Source organism: Agrobacterium tumefaciens, from assembly GCF_005221385.1.
Taxonomy (GTDB): Bacteria; Pseudomonadota; Alphaproteobacteria; order Rhizobiales; family Rhizobiaceae; genus Agrobacterium; species Agrobacterium tomkonis.
This window is the reverse complement of record NZ_CP039904.1, coordinates 499,136-519,409: the sequence shown is the minus strand read 5'-3', so window position 1 is coordinate 519,409 and position 20,274 is coordinate 499,136. Positions and strand designations below refer to the sequence as shown.

19 protein-coding genes are annotated in these 20,274 nt (G+C 59.6%); 10 read left to right on the top strand and 9 right to left on the bottom strand.

Going from position 1 to position 20,274, the window contains the following annotated elements; translation table 11 throughout:
* The first annotated feature begins 39 nt into the window (after positions 1 to 39).
* Positions 40 to 1,392, top strand: a complete 1,353-nt coding sequence (locus CFBP6623_RS17545) for an LLM class flavin-dependent oxidoreductase (RefSeq protein WP_046801487.1) — start codon at positions 40 to 42, stop codon at positions 1,390 to 1,392.
* A gap of 16 nt (positions 1,393 to 1,408) precedes the next feature.
* On the opposite strand, the gene CFBP6623_RS17540 is transcribed toward CFBP6623_RS17545, so the two are convergent.
* The 7 genes from CFBP6623_RS17540 to CFBP6623_RS17510 all read right to left on the bottom strand — a co-directional run bounded on the left by CFBP6623_RS17540 (position 1,409) and on the right by CFBP6623_RS17510 (position 8,689).
* Positions 1,409 to 2,380, bottom strand: coding sequence for a LysR substrate-binding domain-containing protein (locus CFBP6623_RS17540; RefSeq protein ID WP_080842813.1), 972 nt, complete (start codon positions 2,378 to 2,380; stop codon positions 1,409 to 1,411).
* 37 nt (positions 2,381 to 2,417) lie between these two features.
* Entirely contained in the window at positions 2,418 to 3,656 is a 1,239-nt protein-coding gene (locus tag CFBP6623_RS17535; protein WP_062653059.1) for an acyl-CoA dehydrogenase family protein, read from the bottom strand.
* A gap of 69 nt (positions 3,657 to 3,725) precedes the next feature.
* Complete coding sequence (locus CFBP6623_RS17530; protein ID WP_046801458.1) at positions 3,726 to 4,781, bottom strand: aldo/keto reductase; 1,056 nt, start codon at positions 4,779 to 4,781, stop codon at positions 3,726 to 3,728.
* Positions 4,782 to 4,799: 18 nt separating this feature from the next.
* A complete protein-coding gene (locus CFBP6623_RS17525) occupies positions 4,800 to 5,735 on the bottom strand; it encodes an ABC transporter ATP-binding protein (protein ID WP_080842812.1) in 936 nt (311 codons plus the stop codon).
* Complete coding sequence (locus CFBP6623_RS17520) at positions 5,713 to 6,711, bottom strand: ABC transporter ATP-binding protein (RefSeq protein WP_046801456.1); 999 nt, start codon at positions 6,709 to 6,711, stop codon at positions 5,713 to 5,715. Before CFBP6623_RS17520 ends, CFBP6623_RS17525 begins: the two co-directional genes overlap by 23 nt.
* Positions 6,708 to 7,703 (bottom strand): ABC transporter permease, encoded by a 996-nt coding sequence (locus CFBP6623_RS17515; protein ID WP_046801455.1) that lies wholly within the window; start codon positions 7,701 to 7,703, stop codon positions 6,708 to 6,710. Before CFBP6623_RS17515 ends, CFBP6623_RS17520 begins: the two co-directional genes overlap by 4 nt.
* Positions 7,700 to 8,689 carry an ABC transporter permease gene (locus tag CFBP6623_RS17510; protein ID WP_046801454.1) on the bottom strand — a complete coding sequence of 330 codons (990 nt, stop codon included), beginning with the start codon at positions 8,687 to 8,689 and terminating at the stop codon, positions 7,700 to 7,702. Before CFBP6623_RS17510 ends, CFBP6623_RS17515 begins: the two co-directional genes overlap by 4 nt.
* Positions 8,690 to 8,958: 269 nt before the next feature.
* On the opposite strand from CFBP6623_RS17510, the gene CFBP6623_RS17505 reads away from it, so the two are divergent.
* From CFBP6623_RS17505 to CFBP6623_RS17495, 3 genes are all read left to right on the top strand, one after another.
* Positions 8,959 to 10,566 (top strand): ABC transporter substrate-binding protein, encoded by a 1,608-nt coding sequence (locus CFBP6623_RS17505; protein WP_046801453.1) that lies wholly within the window; start codon positions 8,959 to 8,961, stop codon positions 10,564 to 10,566.
* Between the two features lie 68 nt (positions 10,567 to 10,634).
* Positions 10,635 to 11,666, top strand: coding sequence for an ABC transporter substrate-binding protein (locus CFBP6623_RS17500; protein ID WP_046801452.1), 1,032 nt, complete (start codon positions 10,635 to 10,637; stop codon positions 11,664 to 11,666).
* Positions 11,663 to 12,841, top strand: a complete 1,179-nt coding sequence (locus tag CFBP6623_RS17495) for an acyl-CoA dehydrogenase family protein (RefSeq protein ID WP_046801451.1) — start codon at positions 11,663 to 11,665, stop codon at positions 12,839 to 12,841. Before CFBP6623_RS17500 ends, CFBP6623_RS17495 begins: the two co-directional genes overlap by 4 nt.
* 60 nt (positions 12,842 to 12,901) lie before the next feature.
* Here CFBP6623_RS17495 and CFBP6623_RS17490 read toward each other — a convergent pair whose 3' ends face one another.
* Complete coding sequence (locus tag CFBP6623_RS17490; RefSeq protein WP_046801450.1) at positions 12,902 to 13,972, bottom strand: LLM class flavin-dependent oxidoreductase; 1,071 nt, start codon at positions 13,970 to 13,972, stop codon at positions 12,902 to 12,904.
* 330 nt (positions 13,973 to 14,302) lie between these two features.
* On the opposite strand from CFBP6623_RS17490, the gene CFBP6623_RS17480 reads away from it, so the two are divergent.
* The 6 genes from CFBP6623_RS17480 (at position 14,303) to CFBP6623_RS17455 (ending at position 19,525) form a co-directional block, all read left to right on the top strand.
* Positions 14,303 to 14,926: an alpha/beta hydrolase gene (locus CFBP6623_RS17480; RefSeq protein ID WP_046801449.1), complete on the top strand. Its 624-nt coding sequence runs from the start codon at positions 14,303 to 14,305 to the stop codon at positions 14,924 to 14,926.
* A 230-nt stretch (positions 14,927 to 15,156) separates the two neighbouring features.
* Positions 15,157 to 16,086: a sulfurtransferase gene (locus CFBP6623_RS17475; protein WP_046801448.1), complete on the top strand. Its 930-nt coding sequence runs from the start codon at positions 15,157 to 15,159 to the stop codon at positions 16,084 to 16,086.
* 75 nt (positions 16,087 to 16,161) lie between these two features.
* Positions 16,162 to 17,340 carry a YeeE/YedE family protein gene (locus CFBP6623_RS17470; RefSeq protein ID WP_046801486.1) on the top strand — a complete coding sequence of 393 codons (1,179 nt, stop codon included), beginning with the start codon at positions 16,162 to 16,164 and terminating at the stop codon, positions 17,338 to 17,340.
* 178 nt (positions 17,341 to 17,518) lie between these two features.
* The gene (locus tag CFBP6623_RS17465; RefSeq protein WP_046801447.1) at positions 17,519 to 17,716 is read left to right on the top strand and encodes a hypothetical protein; all 198 of its coding nucleotides are present in this window, start codon (positions 17,519 to 17,521) and stop codon (positions 17,714 to 17,716) included.
* A 267-nt stretch (positions 17,717 to 17,983) separates the two neighbouring features.
* Complete coding sequence (locus CFBP6623_RS17460; RefSeq protein ID WP_046801446.1) at positions 17,984 to 18,529, top strand: flavin reductase family protein; 546 nt, start codon at positions 17,984 to 17,986, stop codon at positions 18,527 to 18,529.
* 51 nt (positions 18,530 to 18,580) lie between these two features.
* The gene (locus CFBP6623_RS17455) at positions 18,581 to 19,525 is read left to right on the top strand and encodes an acyl-CoA dehydrogenase family protein (RefSeq protein WP_046801445.1); all 945 of its coding nucleotides are present in this window, start codon (positions 18,581 to 18,583) and stop codon (positions 19,523 to 19,525) included.
* Positions 19,526 to 19,532: 7 nt separating this feature from the next.
* Here CFBP6623_RS17455 and CFBP6623_RS17450 read toward each other — a convergent pair whose 3' ends face one another.
* Positions 19,533 to 19,982: an RrF2 family transcriptional regulator gene (locus CFBP6623_RS17450; RefSeq protein WP_046801485.1), complete on the bottom strand. Its 450-nt coding sequence runs from the start codon at positions 19,980 to 19,982 to the stop codon at positions 19,533 to 19,535.
* Positions 19,983 to 20,274: the final 292 nt, after the last annotated feature.

The following is a 20,274-nucleotide window of genomic DNA, read 5'->3' as shown; positions in this document are numbered from 1 at the left end:
GGTTTCAAGCCGCATCAGAGCGAAAAAGAGGTCATTTCCATGAGCAGAAAATCCGAAAAGCTGGTTCTCAACGCCTTCATCTATCCGGGTGGACATCATGAGGCGGCCTGGCGGCATCCGGACTCGGAGCCCCACCGCGTCACCGATATCACGCTCTATCAGGATATTGCCCGCAAGGCCGAGGCGGCGAAGCTGGACGCCATCTTCTTTGCCGATGCGCCGGTGCTGGACGCCAATATCCGCTATGCCGCCCGCCATCGCCTGGAACCGATCACCATGCTTTCGGCGCTTGCCGCCGTCACGGAAAAGATCGGCTTCATTGCAACGGCCTCCACCACCTATTATGAGCCTTATAATCTTGCCCGGCTGTTTGCCTCGGTCGATCATATCAGCGGCGGGCGCGTGGGCTGGAACATCGTCACGACCTCGGCCGATGCCGCAGCCGGCAACTTCAATCTGCAAAAGCACCCGCCGCATGCCGATCGTTACCGTCAGGCCATCGAGTTCGTCGATGTGGTGACGAAGCTCTGGGATAGCTGGGAAGACGATGCCATCGTCGCCGACAAGGAGAGCGGTCTGTTTGCCGAGACAGACCGCATCCACCCCGTCAATCACGATGGCGAATTTTATCGGGTGCGGGGCGCGCTGAATGTACCCCGTTCACCACAGGGCCGGCCGGTCTATGTTCAGGCGGGCTCCTCGGAGGAGGGCCGTGGTTTTGCGGCTCACTATGCCGAGGCAATCTTTACCGCGCATCAGACTCTGGAGAGTGCGCGGTCTTTTTATTCTGACATCAAGCGACGTGTCGCGGCCACGGGGCGTAATCCCGCCCATGTAAAAATCCTGCCGGGCATCAGCCCCTTCATTGCGTCAACCGAAGAGGAGGCGCGCAAACTTGAGGCCTCCTTCAACGATCTCATCCAGCCTGCCTTTTCGCTCGGGCAATTGCAGCGCATCACCGGTATCGATCTTTCATCGGCCGATCTTGACCAGCCGCTGCCGATTGAGGCCGTCGAGGCGACACGCGCTCAGGCGGATAGCAGCCGCCATCAGCTGGTTCTTGATGTCATAGACCGGGAAAATCCGACGATCCGGCAATTGTTGCACCGGCTTGCCGGCGGGCGCGGCCACAAGGTTATTTCCGGAACGCCGGAACAGGTGGCGGACTGGATAGAGACCTGGTTCCGCGAGGGCGCTGCCGATGGGTTCAACATCATGCCGCCATGGCTGAATGGCGGGTTCGATATCTTCGTGGACGAGGTAGTGCCGATCCTGAAGCGGCGCGGATTGTTCCGCGAGGACTATGAGGGCGATACGCTGCGCGACCATTATGGCCTGCCACGGCCTGAAAACATCTATGCGGCCCAGGAGCTGCAAAGGGAGCGCGCCTGAGGTGGGACGGGCGTGTTCAGGCGGCGGCCTCGAGAGAGCGCATATCCTCGCGCAACAAAGCGAGTAGAGATGCGACCTCCGGCAGCCGCCGCCTGTCGGGACTGGTCAGCAGGTGATAACGGCTGGCGGTCGGCTGCGGTGAGCCAAAAGGAGCGATCAGCCGGCCGTTTTTCAAATCTTCCGAAATCAGCGAATGGCGCACGAGGCCGATGCCGTGGCCGGATAAAATCGCCTCTATCAGCGCGGTCTGGCGTGAAAAGCGGGGGCCGGTGGCAGAAAGCCTGAGCGGAATGCGGCAGGCGCGAAGCCAGTTTGCCCATTCGAAGGCGGGGTCCACGCCATTGCCACGCAACATCGCAAAACCGAAATTTCGCAACCGCTCCGGTTCGTCTGCAAGCGCATGGCGGGCCGCGAAATCCGGGGTGCAGACGGCGCTGACCGTGTCGGCGAAAAGCGGCTCTTGAATGAAGCCCGGGATTTGCGCATGAGTGGCGACGATGGCGCAATCGGCATCGAAATGGGTGAGGTCGATGGTTTCGCTTTCAAGGGATTCGATCGAAAGCTCGACGTCGCCGAGTGCCGGAACGATGCTGCCCAGCCGCGGAGCCAGCCAGCGGGCGGCAAAACAGCCTTCGGCCAGCACCTTCAGCTGCGGTCGGGCGTTCGAAACCATCAGGTCGGAAAGGCTGCCGATCATGGTCTCGAAGGCGTCCGCAAGGCCGGGATAAAGCGCATTGCCGGCATCGGTCAGCAACAATTCACCGCGCTGGCGGCTGAAAAGCGGCTGGCCGAGATGGGTTTCGAGAATTCTCACCTGCTGGCCGATTGCCGCGGTCGAGACATGCAGCTCCTCCGCCGCCCGCGAGAAGCTGGCGTGGCGGGCGGCCACCACAAAAGCGCGCAAGGCGGTCAGCGGTGGCAGCCGGGAAAGTGTGGGCAGGCGAAAAGCCGCCCGGCTCCCGGCGGGAGCAACAAACTCCGTTCTCATTGCTGTCCCTCCTTTGCCGCCTGCATCTTCCGCATGGTCAGAACACCCGGCCTTCCCGGAGATGCGTCGTGGTGCCGTTCAGGTAATAGTCACCGATCACCCTCGCCTTGTGGGCGAGCGGATTGTGATTGTAGACAGTGCGGATGTTGCGCCAGTGGCGGTCGAAATTCCGATCGCTCGATGTCGCCGAGCCGCCGCCGAGTTCGTAAAGATTGGTGGCGACCGTCAAAGAAAGCTGCGAGGCGATGATCTGGGTACGGGCCGTGGCGAGCGAGCCTTCCAGCAGGGCCGCCTCTATCGCCTCTTCGTCCCCGGTGGCGAAGGCCGCAGCGGTGCGGTCGAGCGTTCTCGCCGCTTCGCGGATCAGGGTCTTCACCGCGAAGGCACCGGCGCTGATTTCGCCGAGCATCTTCTGCACGAACGGATCCTGATTGGCGGTTTCGGCAGCGCTGTGAAGCGTGGTGCGCGCCTGGCGCAGAACATAATCGACACCGTCATTCAGCGCGCCCTGAACAGCGCCAGCGGCCGAAGCGGCAAGATGCAGCTGCCGCATGGCCGAGCTGTGGCGGCCGATCTGGGTGCCGAGCTTGCGGGTCGTCAGCTCATGCGGCAGGACCTCGACATTCTCAAGTAGCACCCCGCCGCTTGCCGTCATGCGCTGGCCCATGCTGTCCCAGTCGTCGAGAATGGTGATGCCGGCGCGATCGAGCGGAATGAGCACGCCGATCGGTTGTTCGTCGTCACCGATGGCGCTGAAGGTACCGAAATCGGCAAAGGCAGTGCCGGTCGCATACCATTTGCGGCCGTTCAGCCGGTAGCGGTCGCCGTCGGCGCTTAGACGCGTGGTGATTTCGCCGGGGCGTTTGGTGCCCTGTTCAGTGCTGGCGCCCGCGAAGAGTTTGCCGGCAAGCACATGTTCGAGATGCCGTCGGTCCTCCAGCTCGATAGGGGCCAGAGCGAGGTTTTCGGTGAAATTGAAATGGCTGCGAAGCGCGTGCGGAATATTGCTGTCGGCTTCGCCGAGGATCATCAGTACTTCGATATAGTCGGCAATCGAGCCGCCCGGTCCGCCCTTGGCTTCGGGAACGCGCAGCGTGCCGATCTTTGCCTCCTTGATAAGGGCGAAGATATCGAAAGGAAGTTCCCGCTGGCGTTCGCGGCGGGCGGCATCCTTGGCCGCGATAGCCGCAATGTCCTTTGCCCGGGCCAGAATCTCGTCCCGGCTCGGCACGCCGGAATTATCGGTGGTGGTTGTCTGTAGTTTCGGATTGGACATTGCGGTTTTCCCTGAACGGATGTGAGGGCCTGCGGCACAATCGCGCCGCAGGCGTGTTCGTCTGGACGATCAGGCGACCGCGCGTGGCTTGAGCGCCGGGCGGGGTGCGGGCTCGAGATTGCGCGGCACGCGGCCTTCGACGGGATGGCTCGGATCGTTGAAGCCGGGCGTGGAGGGATGGCCTGTCGTCACAAGGCTGTCGACCAGCGCTTCATCTTCGGCATCGATCTTCACATCGAGGGCGCGGATATAGCCGTTCCAATGTTCTTCGGTGCGCGGGCCGGTGATGGCGGCGGTGACGAACTTGTTGTTCAGCACCCAGGCGAGCGCGAAATCCGCCGCCGAAACGCCCTTCGAAGCGGCATGGGCCGCAACCTTCTGGGCGATTTCAACCGATTCCGGACGCCATTCCGTTTCCAGAACGCGCTTGTCGCCACGGCCGACGCGGGTATCGGCGCCCGGCTGTTCGCCCGGCTGATATTTGCCGGTCAGCACACCGCGTGCGAGTGGCGAATAGGACACCACGCCAAGACCATAATGATTGGCTGCCGGCAGCTGCTCGGCTTCGGCCGTGCGGTTGACGATATTGTAGAGCGGCTGGCTGGCAACGGGACGGTCGATGCCGAGCTGATCGGCCAGATGCGAAATTTCGGCGATACGCCAGCCACGGAAATTCGACACGCCGAAATAGCGCAGCTTGCCGGCGCGGATGAGATCGGCGATGGCGCGCACTGGCTCTTCCAGCGGCGCATCGAAGACGGCGCGGTGGAAATAGAGAATATCGATATAGTCGGTGTTGAGGCGGCGCAGTGAATTCTCGACCGTCTCGATCACCCATTTGCGCGAATGGCCGCCAAGGTTCGGACCCTTGGTGTGGGAATTGACGAATTTCGTCGCCAGAACCCAGTGATCGCGCGTGGACTTGATGCCGCGGCCAACGACCTCTTCAGACTTGCCGTCGTGATAGACATCGGCGGTGTCGATGAAGTTGATGCCCTGTTCGCGCGCCTTGTCGATGATGCGGAAGGCCACGTCATCCGGCGTCGGGCCTCCGAACATCATGGTGCCGAGGCTGAGCGGTGAAACTTTCAGCGCGCTGCGTCCGAGATAGCGATAATCGACCATTATGGTTGCTCCTTTAGGTTATTGGGCATGGTGGCAGGCCACGGCGTGTTTCTTGCCGAAAAGGCTGTAATCCGGCGCTTTTTCGCGACAGAGATCGGTAGCGAGCGGGCAGCGGGTGTGAAACCGGCAGCCGGATGGCGGATCGTGCGGGCTGGGCAGATCGCCGGAAATGGGGGCCGCCTGCTTGCGGCGGGCGGGATCGGGAACGGCAGCGAGAAGGGCGCGAGTATAAGGATGCTTCGGAGAAGCCCAGAGTTCCGATGTCGGGGCGCTTTCCACGATCTTGCCGAGATACATGACCAGCACGCGGTCGGAGAAATAGCGTACCAGGGAAAGATCATGGGAGACGAAGAGATAGGACAGCGAAAGCCGCTTTTTCATCTCCACCAGAAGGTTGAGGATTTGCGCCTGTATCGAAAGATCGAGCGCCGAAACCGGCTCGTCGCAGACCACCAGTTCCGGTTCCAGAACCAGCGCGCGGGCAATGCCGATGCGCTGGCGTTGGCCGCCGGAAAACTCATGCGGATAACGGTCGAGCGCGTCAGCCGGCAGGCCAACCTGTGCGACGATGGCTTCAACAATCTCCCGCTGGCGCGGCCGGTCGCCGATGCCGTGCACCTTCAGCGGCCCGGTAAGGATGGTGCGCACCGTCTGGCGGGGATTGAGCGAGGCGAAGGGGTCCTGAAAGATCATCTGGATGCGGCGGCGGATGCCGCGCAGTTGCGATGACGTCATTGCCGTGACATCGGCGCCCTTGAAGGTGATCCGGCCGGAAGACGGTTCGACCAGACGCATCAGTGACTTGCCGAGCGAGGATTTGCCGCAGCCGGATTCACCCACCAGCGCCACGGTCTCGCCCGCCTCGATATCGAGCGAGACGTCATCGACGGCACGCACGGTTCCGCGTCCGCCCGTGTAATGGGTGGACAGGCTATGCACTGACAAGAGCGTCATCGGATACTTCCTTGGATGTGGGAGCAACGAAGGGGCAGGCGGCGTAGCGACCTTCCGAAATATGCCGCAGCGGCGGTACGAACTGCCCGCAGAAACCACGGGCGCTCGGACAGCGTGGCCGGAAGGCACAACCGCGTTCCCCCGTGGCGGAAACGATGGAACCGGGAATTTCAATGAGCGGCCCATCGCGATAATGCTGGCCGTCTTCCGCGCGCGGTGACGCCGCAAGCAGGCCGCGCGTATAGGGATGGTAGGGGTTTGAGAAAACCGGCTCCGGCAATCCTTCTTCCACTTTGCGGCCGGCATACATGACCATCACCCGGTCCGCCCATTGCGCCACGATGCCGAGATCGTGGGTGATGAGGATGACCGCCATGTTGAGGTCGCGGCGCAGATTGTCTAGCAGCTGGAGTATCTGCGCCTGTATCGTCACGTCGAGCGCTGTCGTCGCCTCGTCGGCGATCAGCAATTTAGGATTGCAGGCAACACCGATGGCGATCATCACGCGCTGGCGCATGCCGCCGGAAAGCTGGTGCGGATAATCATCCACCCGGCGGCCGGCATCGGGAATGTTGACGAGATCCAGAAGCTCGATGGCGCGTTTGCGCGCCTGGTGCCGGTCGATCTTCTCATGGATGCGCAGCACCTCGATGATCTGTTCGCCGACGGTCAGGACAGGGTTGAGCGAGGTCATCGGCTCCTGAAAGATCATGCCGATATCCCGGCCGCGAATACCGCGCCATTGCCGTTCGGAAAGCGGCAGCAGGTCGCGATCCTCAAGCAGAACCCGCCCACCGGTCTTGGCGTGGGAGGGCAGCAGGCCAATCAGGCCGAGCGCCGTCAGGGATTTGCCAGAGCCGCTTTCGCCGACGATAGCCAGCATTTCGCCGGGGCTGACATCGAAACTGACGCCTTTTACCGGCTGGGCCGAGCCGAAGCTGACGGAGAGATCATGGACTTCGATCAGTTTGCTCATCGGCGTTCCTCCGAAAAACGGGGGTTGAGCGCATCGTTGAGACCATCGCTGATGAGGTTCAGCGAAATGACGGTGAAGACGATGGCGAGGCCGGGAAGGGCGGTCAGATACCAGGCGGTGCGGATGACATCGCGGCCCGAACCGATCATCGACCCCCAGGAGACACGGTTGGGATCGCCAAGCCCCATGAAGGAGAGTGCTGCTTCCATGAGGATCGCACCCGCCACCATGACGGAGGAGGTGACGATGATCGGCGGCAGCGCATTGGGCAGGATTTCCTGAAATACGATGCGCGCGTGGCCGTAACCCAGGCTGCGGGCGGCGAGCACATAGTCTTTCTCGCGGATGGCGCGGAATTCCGCACGGGTAAGACGTGCAACGAGCGGCCAGGTGATGATACCGATGGCTGACGTGACCGTGGTGACGGATGGCTGGGCGATGGCGACGAGCACCACCAAGAGCACGAAATTGGGCAATGTCTGGAAGATTTCGATCAGCTTGACGAGGATGTCGTCAATGACGCCGCCGAAATAACCGGCGAAGGCGCCGACGGCGATGCCGATCGTCAGCCCGATCAGTGTTGCCACGACACCGACGGTAAGCGAGATGCGCGCGCCATGCACGATGCCGGCCAGAACATCCCGGCCCATGGAATCGGTGCCGAGCGGATAGGCCGCATTCTGGCCCGGCCAAAGGAACGGGCGGGCCACCATTTCCAGGGGATCACCGGGATAGATCAATGGCGCGATCAGCGCGGTGACGATGACGGTCGCGAGAAACAGCAGCCCGACGATGACGTTGGGATTGGTGAGGAAGATTTTCAGTTCCCGCCGCAGGCCGCGCCGCGGCACGGAGACGGAGCGGGCCGAAAGCGCATCCGGGGCATGGATATAAGGCCAGGCCTTTTCTTCCGGCTTTTTCGGTTTGGGATTGGTCTCTTCAGCACCAATTTCGGCCGTGTTGAGAACCGCCGTTGTGTGGGATGAGTTCATCGGCTTTCTCCGATGCGGGGGTCAAGCCATGCCTGCAACAGGTCCACGGCGGCATTGACGATGATGACGACGAGGGAGGAGAGAAGCAGAATGCCGAGCAGCACGCTGAAATCCCGCGCCATCACGGCTTCGAAAGCAAGGCGGCCAAGGCCCGGCCAGCTAAAGACGGTTTCGACCACGACTGCGCCGCCGAGTAAGCCGCCAATATGCATGCCGGCCATGGTGGTGATGGGGATAAGCGCGTTGCGCAGGATATGGCGTGTGGTGAGCCTGATCGGCGAAACGCCCTTGGCACGCGCCGTGCGCACATAGTCCTGCGATTTCACTTCCAGCATCGCCGCGCGGGTGAGGCGGGCATAGATTGCCAGAAAATAAAGCGCCAGCGAAAGGGCAGGGAGGACGATATAGCGAAGCCTGTCGAGAAAGGCTGAAAAACCGGTAAGGCTGCTGCCAATGGTGCTATCCCCGCCCGAAGGCAGCCAGCCGAGCTTGACCGAGAAGGTCAGGATCAACATCAGGCCGATCCAGAAACCGGGCACGGAATAAAAGATCAGCGAGCCGATCGAAATGATCCGGTCCGGCAGCTTGCCGGAAAAAAGCGCCATGATGGAGCCGAGGAACACGCCGACGAAGATCGCGATACCAAGGGCTGCGCCCATCAGCGCAAGCGTGCCCGGCAGGCGCTGGCCAATCAGATCAGCCACCGGCATGCCGTATCGCGGCGAAAAACCAAGGCTGAACTGGGCGAGATTGCCGAGATAATTCATCAGCTGATGCAGAACCGGCAAATCCAGACCGAAGCGAGAGCGGATTTCTGCCATGGTCTCGACGGTTGCCGAACCCGCTTCCGCCGCCAGCACATCGGCGGCATCGCCCGGCGCCAGCTGCAGCAGGAAGAAGTTCAGGATGACGATACCGAGAACCGTCGGAATGGCCTGAATGGCCACCCGCTTTGCCTGCGATAAAATCCGTTTCGAATTCGACATCGGCTCCAGTCCGTAAGCGTGAAAATGTGAAATCAGCCCGTGAGGGTGTTGGTATTAGTTGACTAATTTTATGGAATTTGTCAAAGAGTAATAGAATTATTTTCTGAAATTTACGGAAAAATGCGCAATAAAGAAAAGATAATTCCTAATTATGAGAATGGTTGGTTCTTCATGCCAAACTCACTCTCCTCTGCGGAACAAACTTCTTCCTAAGCGCGGCCGTTCAGTTTGCCGGTTTTTCGCCGGTTCGATCAAGGAGAGGGTATCGCATGACTGTTTTCAACCAGACGACGCGGCGTGGATTTCTGCTGGCGTCGGTGGCGCTTGGCGTGGTGTCTTTGCCGGGACTGAGGCTTAACGCGGCGGAGCCGGTAAGTGGCGGCACGGCCACGCTGCTGATTTCGTCGGAACCGCCGGTGCTGACGACGATTGCGCATACGGCCTATAATTCCGTCTACATATCGCCCAAGGTCACCGAAGGACTTTTGACCTATGATTTCGATCTAAACCCCAAGCCGCTCCTGGCCAAATCATGGGATGTGAGCGCGGATGGCCTGCGTTACACCTTCAAGCTGAGGCCCGGCGTGAAATGGCATGACGGCAAGCCCTTCACCTCCGCCGACGTGGCCTTTTCCATCAACACAATCAAGGAAGTGCACCCGCGCGGCCGAAATACATTCCTGAACCTCACTGCTGTCGAGGCGCCGGACGAGCTGACGGCGGTTCTGGTTCTTTCCAAACCTGCGCCCTATTTGATCACGGCGCTCGCCGCCGCCGAAACGCCCATCGTGCCGAAACATCTCTATGAGGGTACGAAGGTGACCGAAAATCCTGTCAATCTCGCACCCGTCGGCACCGGCCCGTTCAAATTCAAGGAATGGGTGCGCGGCAGTCATATCGTTTTCGAGCGCAACGCGGACTACTGGGATGCGCCGCGCCCCTATCTCGACAAGCTGATCGTTCGCTTCATTCCGGACGCTTCGGCCCGCGCGATTGCCATCGAAACCGGCGAGATCGATCTCGCGCCCAGCACGCCGGTCGCCTATAGCGATCTCGACCGGCTGAAGGAGCTGCCGAGCCTCGGCTTCGAAACCAACGGCTATCAATATTCGAATTCCGTCAGCCGCGTTGAGTTCAATCTCGAAAAGGATGTGTTCAAGGATGTGCGCGTTCGCCGCGCCTTCGCCCATGTCATTGACCGCAACGTCATCTTCAACACGGTCAATTACGGTTATGGCGCGACGATCACCGGGCCGATTAATCCGAAGCTGACGAAATGGTTTGTGGATGATCTGAAAACCTATCCGATCGACCTGAAGGCGGCGGAAGCGCTGCTGGATGAGGCCGGATACAAGCGTGGTGCGGATGGCATCCGTTTCAGGCTCAATCTGGACTATGTGCCGAGCACCGAGGCCTATCCGCGCGGTGCGGATTATATTCGCCAGGCGCTGGCGAAGGTCGGCGTGGATGTGACGGTGCGCACGCAGGATTTCGCCACCTATACCAAGCGCATCTATACGGATCGCGATTTCGATTTTGCCTATGAGGGCATGAGCAATCTCTTCGATCCGACCGTCGGCGTGCAGCGGCTTTATTGGTCGAAGAACTTCAAGAAGGGCGTGCCTTTCTCCAATGGTGCTGCCTACAGCAATCCGAAGGTGGATGCGCTTCTCGAAGCCGCCGCCATCGAGATCGATCCGGACAAGCGCGTCGCGCAATGGAAGGAAATCCAGCAGATACTCGTGGAGGACGTGCCTGCCATCGACATCGTCGCGGCACCGGAGATCACCATCTTCAACAAGCGTATCGCCGATCACACCATCGGTGCCGAAGGTGTGGCGGGAAGCCTCGCCTTCGCGCATATCGCCGCATCCTGATCGTCTCACCAGAACCGGCCCCCATTTGTGGTGGGCCGGGATTTTTCCCTTTCATCGAGGACAAAGCCATGAGCACGTCACTTTCTGAAATCTGGTACACACGCTGCCCGGTGCCCACGCCCGTGGGACTGGCGGCGCAGCTCGGTTATCTCGGGCAGACATTCGAGGAGGTCGGCATAGCGCTGAAATCCATCATCGATTCGCCTGACCGCTCCGTTCGTCAGAGCCATTTCAACCACACGCTGGAATGGTCCTTCCGCCACGGCGGCAATGTGCCGCCCATTCGCGCCCGTTCGGAAGGGCGCAATACGCGCCTCATCGGCATTACCTGGACGGATGAGTTTCAGGCGATCATCACCCTGCCGGAGACCGGTATCCGCTCTATTGCCGATCTTGTCGGTCGACGTTTCGGCGTGCCGCGCAGGCCGGAGGGCATTGTCGATTTCATGCGGGCGACGGCGCTGAAGGGCATCGTCTCGGCGCTTTCGCTGGAAGGGCTGACGGTTGATGATGTCGAACTGAAGGATATCGTCATCACGGATTCGGTATTGGCCTCGCAGGAGGGGCCGTCTCTTTTCGGGCTGAAGCGCCGGCAATCCTTCGGTGAGGAGATCATCGCGCTATTGCGGGGTGAGGTCGATGCGATTTTCGTCAAGGGAACGGCGGGTATTGCCGCCGCCAATCTGATCGGTGCGGTGCAGGTGGTGGAATTCGGTTTTCACCCCGATCCGAAGATACGCATCAATTCCGGTTCGCCCCGGGTGCTGACGGTGGACGGGCGTCTGGCCGATGAGCGTCCCGATCTGGTGGAGCGACTGGTTGCCGCCATCGGCAAAGCCTCGCTCTGGGCGGAGCAGCATCCGGAAGAAACCCGTCGTTTCATTGCGCGTGAGGCCGGTGCGACGGAAGAACAGGTTCTGGCTGCCAACGGGCCGGAAGTTCACCGTCATCTCGGTCTCGGCCTTGATGCAGAGCTTGTGGCTGCTGTCGGTCATTACAAGGATTTCCTGCACCAGTGGGGTTTCCTTGAGAACGACTTCGATCTCGGCGGATGGATTGACGACCGTTTCGTGACGGCAAGTGAAAGGGCGGTGGCATGAGCGTAGCACTTTCCGCCGTCCCGCGCCCGCCGGAACAGCAATCCAGCCCCGTTACCGTCGCAACCGTGCTGGCCGAAGATTTCAGCCTGACGGCGGCGGACCATGACAAAAGCGGCGAATTCGCCGCCGGCAATTTCGAAGCGCTTTTCAAGTCCGGCCTGCTTGGTCTCGTGACGGCTGAAAAGGATGGTGGCTGGGGCGAGGGCATGGAAACGGCGCATGCCGTCATCGCCGCCATTGCCAGTGGCGATCCGTCGACCGCCCTCATTCTCGCCATGCATTACAGCGTTCATGCCGCGATCCGGCGCGGCAAGTGGCCGGCAGCACTTGCGGCAAGGGTGCTGGCCGCCAATAGCAGGGAACCGGCGCTTTTGAACAATGCACAGGCGGAGCCGGGTGTCGGTTCGCCGGCCCATGGCGGCCTGCCGGAAACGACGGCGCGGATCGAGGGCGATTTCTGGGTGGTCAATGGCCGCAAGAGTTTCGTCACCGGCCTACCAGGGCTGAAATGGGCGATCGTGCTCGCCGTGACGACGGAAGAGACGCCGCGCCTCATCCAGCTTCTGGTGCCGCTCGACGCACCGGGGATCGCCCAGGAAAAGGCATGGGAGGCGACCGGCATGTACGCCACCGCCAGCCATGATCTGGTGCTGGAGGAGGTAAGGGTGCCACTTGCCGATATCGTTGCCGAACAGCCGGCGGACGAGCCGCTGCGGCGCGATGAGGCAGACGGTTATAATTTCTTCGCGCTGCTGGCTTCCGTCTATCACGGTGTTGCGCTTTCGGCGCGGGATGATCTGTTGCGCCATCTGAATGGCCATGTTCCCGCAAGCCTTGGTGCGCCGCTCTCCTCCATTCCCCGTATTCAGGAAGGTCTTGGCCAGATCGAGGTGCTGCTGGCGACAAACAGACGCCTGCTTCTTTCCGTCGCCCGCGATATCGACGCTGGCGAAAGGGTGGGAACCGATGCGCTCGCCGTTCGCCACGTGGTGATCGACAATGCCGTGGCGGTGACGGATCTGGCGCTGGAGCTTGGCGGCAATCGCGGCCTACGCCGGGATTATAATCTCGAACGCCATCATCGCGATGCCATCACGGCAAGGGCACATGCGCCGCAAAGCCACATGATTAGAACGATCCTCGGCCGCCAGAGCATCAAGGCGGTGGGCGGTTGACCGACGAAGCAACAGGGCGGCCTTGCCTGAGGCGGGCCGCCCATGTTCAAGCCACGCTCATCAATCCCGCAACAGCGGTAGCAAGCTGTCGCCCTGCCGTGCGATTTCCTTCAGGTAAGGCGTGTCGGAAAGCACGAAATGGGTGATGCCAAGCGCGCGGTATTTGCGCAGTGATGCGGCGACGTCTTCCGCCGAACCTACCAGCCATGTCGTTGCGGCACCGCCGCCGCCGAATTTGCCGGGCGCTGTATAGAGATTGTCGTCCAGCACGTCGCTCTGACGGTGCAAATCCAGCAGCCTGCGTTGGCCGATTGCCACGCCTTGCAGATGGTCGTTCCAGCGCGCTCCGTTATTTGCGGCCATTTCAGCAACCTTCGCTTCCGCGTCGCGCCATGCTTCTGCCGTCGTCTCACGCACCAGCGTGGTGATCCGCAGGCCGAATTGCAGCGGCGGCAGGTCGCGGCCAAGCTTTTCACAGAAATGCCTGAGCCTTTCTATCCGTTCGCCCACACCGGCGAGCGGCTCGCCCCAGAACAATTGTACATCGGCCTCGGTTGCGGCGACCTGCTCGGCCGCCTCGGATGCGCCGCCGAAATAAAGTCTGGGATGCGGCCGGCCTTCGCGCGCGGCGATGCGCGGCGAAACAGTGGAATTCTTCACCTGGAAATGATCGCCACTAAAAGTGACGTTTTCCTCCGACCAGAGCCGCCGCAGGAGCCGCATGAACTCTTTCGTGCGCGCATAACGCTGTGCCTGATCACCTTCTTCATCGCCATAGGCAGCAAGCTCGTCGCGACCCGAGACGACATTGATCCGTACCCGGCCACCCGAGAGCTGATCGAGCGTGGCGGCGGCGGATGCGAGATTGGCAGGCTTCCAGTAGCCGGGGCGGATGGCGATCAGCGGCTCGAAGGTGGTGGTGCGCGCCGCAAGCGCTGCCGCCACCGTGAATGTGTCGGGCCGGCCCCAGCCGGTGCCGATCAGCGCGCCTTTCCAGCCATGATTTTCCAGTGCCTTTGCATGGCTGGTCAATGTGTCGAGGCTGTTATGGTTGTCGCTGACGGCATCGCCCCTATGGCCGGGTTTGACGTCATTGGGGATATACCAGAGAAATTCGCTCGTGCTGCTCACATTATCCGCCTGAATTTTCGTTTTCTGTCGCGGTACGAGAATGACAAAGCGGCGGCAGATGGGCCAAGCAGCGGTGTCTCATTTGGTGTGCGACGGAGGAAAAGCTTTCCGCAGGAAGTGAATATATTGCACATATTTTCTATGTAAAAAATATGAGTAAATGATTCCGCCTGAATAGGGATTTATCAGCGAACGAGAACGCATTTTCTTCTGTATCAAATTTCTTCAGATCGATTTTTTCTTTGATCCAGAAAGGTGAGTAAGCGAGCATTCGACTGGAATCGTAAAAATCATCATGCTTTGCACGGACCACCCAACCACGGAGCAGGCATGTGTACCACCTTGATTGTTCCCGGACTGAACGGTTCGGATGAAGGGCATTGGCAGCGGCACTGGCTGCTGGATGATCCTGCAGCGCAGCTGGTAGATCAGGATGACTGGCAATGCCCGGTTCTCGGGGATTGGCTTGGCCGTCTTGAAACAGCACTTGCCTCGGTCGATAGCGCCTATGTCGTCGCCCACAGCCTCGGTTGCTTGCTGGTCGCGAATATGGCCTCCCGGCCTGCGGCGGCAAAAATCAGAGGTGCGCTTCTTGTCGCACCGGCCCATCTCGACAGGGTGGAAGCGATGCATCCCTGTATTGTCCGGTTCGGAGCCTTTCCTCTAGCGCCGCTTGCCTTCCCCAGCCTTCTCGTGGGCAGTATGAACGACCCCTATATGAGCCCCGAAGAACTGGCGCACACGGCCGCCAGCTGGGGAAGCGATCTCGTCAATCTCGGCCCGGCAGGGCACATCAATATCGCGGCCGGTTTCGGAAGGTGGCCAGAGGGATATGACCTGCTGGCGCGCCTGAAAGCGGGAGCGGGCTCCCAATCGCCTACGGCCAGATCGAGGATACGGGGATTGCCGGTGGTTCGTGGTGCGCATCTTCAGGGTGATGCAAGCGCGTTATAATCCATCGGCTCATGAAGGGTTATGTTTCAGCTCAGTCCTTTTTTGTCAACGAAATGCAACCATTAAGAGCTTTATGGCTGTTTTATCTGGAATAAATTTCGAATCTCACCTTTTGATTGTTTTGAGTGGCTGCATTTATTTTCTACAGAAAATATGAAAAACTGTTTCTTCGCTCCGGACGATTTTGTTGCGACCTTTCAATGGTCATCAAATCAGGAAGGGGTAAGGGAATGTCCAGGATCAAGTCTGTAGCGTCGGTTCTCGGCGGATTGTTGTTGTCCACGGTATCGCTGTCTGCTGCCGGAGCATCGGAAGCGCTGGTAACGGCCGATTGGCTGAAGGAAAATCTCGACAATCCGAAGGTCCGGGTGTTTGAGGTCAGCGTCGATACCGGCGTCTATGAGCGCGGACATATTCCCGGCGCGGTGAACCTCAACTGGCATACGGACCTCGTCGACAAGGAACGGCGTGACATTGCCGCGCGGGAAAATTTCCAGTCCCTGCTGCAGAAGGCCGGTGTCGGTGACGATACGACGATCGTTCTTTATGGCGACAACAATAACTGGTTCGCCGCCTGGGGTGCATGGGTTTTTGAAACCTATGGCCTTGGTGACCGGGTGAAGTTGCTGGATGGCGGTCGCAAGCTCTGGGAAGCGCAGGGCCTGCCTTTCGACACATCGGCACCCGCAACGGCTGAAACGAAGCTGAAGCTTGGCGAACCGGACACGTCGGTGCGGGCGCGGTTTGTTGATGTGGTCGCCGTGGCCGAAGGCAAACACAATATCAAGCTGGTCGATATTCGCTCGGCGGACGAATATTCCGGCAAGATTTTCGCACCCGATGGCGTCAAGGAGCTGTCGGTGCGCGCCGGCCATATTCCCGGCGCTGTCAACGTGCCGTGGGGCACCATTGTCAACAAGGATGGCACCTTCAAATCTGCAGACGAGATCAAGGCGATCTATGCGGAAAACGGCATCGACGGCTCTGCTCCGGTCATCACCTATTGCCGTATCGGCGAGCGCTCCAGCCACACCTGGTTCGCCTTGAAGAAGATACTCGGTTACGACGTCCGCAACTATGACGGCTCCTGGACCGAATATGGCAATGCGGTCGGTGTTCCCATCAGCAATCCGACCGGTACGGTCTGGACGGGCAAATAAGCCGCAGCCTCCCTTTTTGAAGCCGGTGCGCCAGTGCGGCGCACCGGCGTTTTCTCCTGCCATATCCGGTATTTCATGCATCTTACCTTTCGCCGCTCCGCGGCCTTCGCCATTTTATGCACGCTGACTGTCGCTGCTCACCAACTGGGGACGCTTGAAAATGGCAGGCAGCTTGCATTTTCACTGTTGGCCGGTATCGCTTTCGGCATCGTGATGCAGCGCGGGCGGTTCTGCTTCCTCTGCAATTTCCGGGATTTCATCGACGACAGGCGCTCGGATGGCGTTCTCGCAATTCTCGTCGCACTTCTTGCGGGCGTGGTGTTTTATCAGATCATCACCATCGCGTGGATGCCGGTTCCGCAGCCCGGCCGCCTGCCGCCGAACGCGCATATTGGCCCGGTCGGCTGGGTCCTGGCGTTGGCGTCTACGGTTTTTGGTGTAGGCGCTGCGCTTTCCGGCTCCTGCCTGTCTGGGCATTTTTACCGGCTGGGGGAGGGAGCCTTTGGTTCCGTTGTTGCCATTGCCGGTGCAGCCCTCGGTTTTTTGTTGGCTTTCCTCAGCTGGAATTTTCTTTATACGCTCAGCGTTTTCAACGATCCGCCGATCTGGCTGCCGCACCATCTGGGATATGGCTTGGCGCTGCTGCTTGCCGGTTTCGTTTTGGCCGGGCTGATTTTCATTGTTCTCTTTTTCGACAAGACAGCGCCTGTTCCAATGGGCTTACCGGAAAACCGGCTGCGGCAGGCCTTGCGAGGCGTTTTTGTTGAACGCTGGCCGCCCGTCGTCACCGGGGTTCTGGTTGCAGCTGTCAGCGCCTTCTCCTATTTCCGCGTCGCGCCGCTTGGGGTCACCGCCGAACTCGGCAGCATCGTCAGAACGGCCGGTGCATCCGCGGCATGGGTGCCGGAAACGCTCGCGGGCCTCGATACGGTGCGCGGCTGCATCAGCGCGGTGAAAACCACGATCCTGTCGCCTAACGGCGTCTTTGTGCTGGGGCTGGTCCTTGCGAGCTTCGCAGCCGCGCTTTCGGCGGGAAAATTCCAGCCATCCTGGCCGTCTGCCGGTGGGTTGGTAACCCGTTTTGCCGGAGGGGTGCTGATGGGCTGGGGTGGCATGACAGCACTTGGCTGCACCATCGGCGTGCTGCTGTCGGGCATTCATGCGGGCGCGGTGTCGGGTTGGGTATTTTTCCTTTTTTGTGGTCTTGGCGCTTTTGCAGGCCTCATTCTCAAACGCCGGTTTGCCTGGCCGTGACACTCATGTGCTGAAATCCTGCCGATTCTGGCCTGCGAAATGGAATTTTCCGCATCCGGGCAACCTTAGACCGCCTTTGCAGGCTGCTGACCAATTATAGAATAGTAATTTTATGGAAAATATTGACGATTTTGGATCGTCGCCGGAGGATAGTGGACGTTGAGCAAAGGAGGCGCACATGCCGCAGGGATTTCATGCGTTTACTTTCGATCTGTTTGGTCTGACCCGGCGTCGGCTGCATGCAGATGAGCAAGGTACTCTTCATCCGCTGGATCATTCCGGGCGCATCAGGCAGGGAAAAAGCGATCTCGAGCTTGAACGGGAAGAAATCTGCGAAATGAACTTCGCCATGCTCAGCCTGTATCCGGTTTTCTGAGGTTGCAGGCTGCCGGTGTGACGAGGCTCGTGGGGGAGATAAACACTCCCCTCTTCGGAAAAATTGGAACGAAATTTCTTATATAGCCGGGGGAATTGGCTACTCTCTTTTTTGTCCGGTTTCTTGCCGGCCGGGTTGAGCAAGAAAGGGCCTGACAGATAGAACATTATTTCCATAGAATATAAATATTATGGAAAACGATGTCTATTTAATCACCTGCCGCCGCTGCTAGCTATTGGACAATCAAGCTGTTTTCAGGAGCGATCGATGACACTGCAATATGCGGCTAAGGATCAACAATTCATCAATCTTCACGATCCGGTCTCGGGTAAGGCGGCGGATGCCGACAGCCTCAAGGCGGCGCTGAGAACGCTCGGTGGCGGCGTCAGCGTCATCACAGCCGGAGAAGGCGAGGCGCGCACGGGTGCGACGGTGACTTCGGCCACCGCCCTGTCGGTCGATCCGCCGAGAATTCTGGTGGCGCTCAACCGATCGTCTTCCACATGGCCGGTGGTGCAGCGTTTCGGTCACTTCGCCGTCAACATAATCGGCGCGAACCACCAGTTCATCGCCAACCAGTTTGCGGGCATCGGCGGCCTGAAGGGTGCGGATCGTTATCGCGGTGCCGAGTGGACCAGGCTTGCAAGCGGCGCGCCCATCCTTGAGGACGCCGTTGCCGCTATCGATTGCACCATCGAAGAGGCAATTGAGCGGCACAGCCACGTCATCATCATCGGCAAGGTGGAGGCGATCCGTATCGGCTCCGGACATTCGCTGGTCTATCAGAACGGGCGTTATCATTCGCTGGACTGAGTGACGGCCATTCAAGCGCTTTCAACGGGTTATTTTTTGAGGGAGTTGAGCATGGGATCTGTCACGCCGCTCGGCGAAAGAATTCGTTTCGTTCCTCCACGTCTCGGCGCGGATGGCGATGTGCTGACCGTCGCCCGGGCGATTGCCGGGAAATGTCCCTTCGAAAATAGCGGGCAGATCCAAGCGCGGATCGCCCGTTCCGGCCTTCTTGCCCTCTCCGTTCCGAATGAACTGGGTGGAGCGGATATAACCAACGATATTCTCGCGCAGGCGCTTTCGATTATTGCTGCCGCGGATTCGGAGGCGGCGCGTGATCTGGTTGAACATTTCACTGCGCTTGAATTTATCCGGAATGCCGGCAGCGAAGAGCAACGCAAGGCCCTCTTTGCCCGTCTCGATCTTGGCGAAACCTTCGCTCTTGCTCCCTCCGATCTCAGTGCGGAGCAGACGGTTTTAACGAACGACGACGATTTCGCCCGGCGGCTTCCCGACGACGTGGTGCGTTCTGTTGCGACCGATGCGGACTGGATTGTCGTTCCGGCTGTTAATGCCACGGGAAAAAACCTGCTCGTGGTCTTGCGTAATCGGCCGGACACATCATGGGATGGCCTGCTGCGCGCCGATCAGGTTACGTTTCTTGCGGAGGGCGCAGGAAATCTCGCCGCCTCCGTCTCCACCCTGTTGAAAGCGGCGGTGGCCCTGGGTGAAAAACAGCGTGAACTTTCGACACTGCTGATTGACCGATTGGCAGACGAAGGCGCGGCGCGTCCCGTCATCGGCGAGGTTTTTCTCGCCATTGAACTGCTGAAGGCGCAAATTTCCAGCCTGGCGGCAAATATCGACGCGGCGCAGGTGGGCTCGGAGAACGTTACCTTTCGCTCCGTCAGAAACAACGCCATCACGCTTGAAATCCTGATGGCACGTCTCGGCCTTATCGATGGCCTGAGTGAATCCGGGCTGATTGCATCTCTGGAGGATGATCTGCGCCGGCAATAAGCGAAGCCTATTTACCGGCAGGAATGGAAAGTGCGTCCTGCCCATCCTTTGCGACGAATTGTGCGAGCGTCATGTTATCCAGAATGGTTGCTATGGCGTCACGCACGTCCGTCATCGAAACCCTGACCTGACAGGTCTCGGGATCGTCACAGTCGTCGCAGGCTTCAAAGGCGGTGCGGCTCGCACAGCGAATGGGCGCCAAAGGCCCGTCCAGCGTGCGGATGACCTGGCCGATCATGATTTCGGATGGCATTTTCGATAGGGAATAACCGCCATTCGGTCCCTTCTTGGAGCGCAGAATACCGCTGTTGCGCAGCTCCAGAAGAATGGTGTCCAGAAATTTCTTCGGAATATTGTTGCGCGTGGCAATCTCGGTCACGAAGGCGGTCTCTCCCTGCGGCAACCGCGCCAGATCGACCAGAGCCTTTAATCCGTATTTGCCTTTTTTGGTCAACATCGCCTGATCCGCAAAGAGGGCCGGCACATTCCGCAACGCCGGCCATATTATTCCTAACTTACTAAGTAGTTTTTAGCGAATTCCGGCGCAAGCCGTTTCGTCCGGATATGGTCTTGAAAACCGCCTGTTTTCCGCCTTTTCGACGTCGCATCTCCGGCGCTGCGGATATTTTTTGCCAGAACCGGTTTTCAGAATCGTGACGGAAAACAATATTTTCTCTGATCGCGTCGCAACGTGGAACGAACGTTCTTTATTAGAATATAAAATCAGTAGACAAAGTATGCATCAAAAG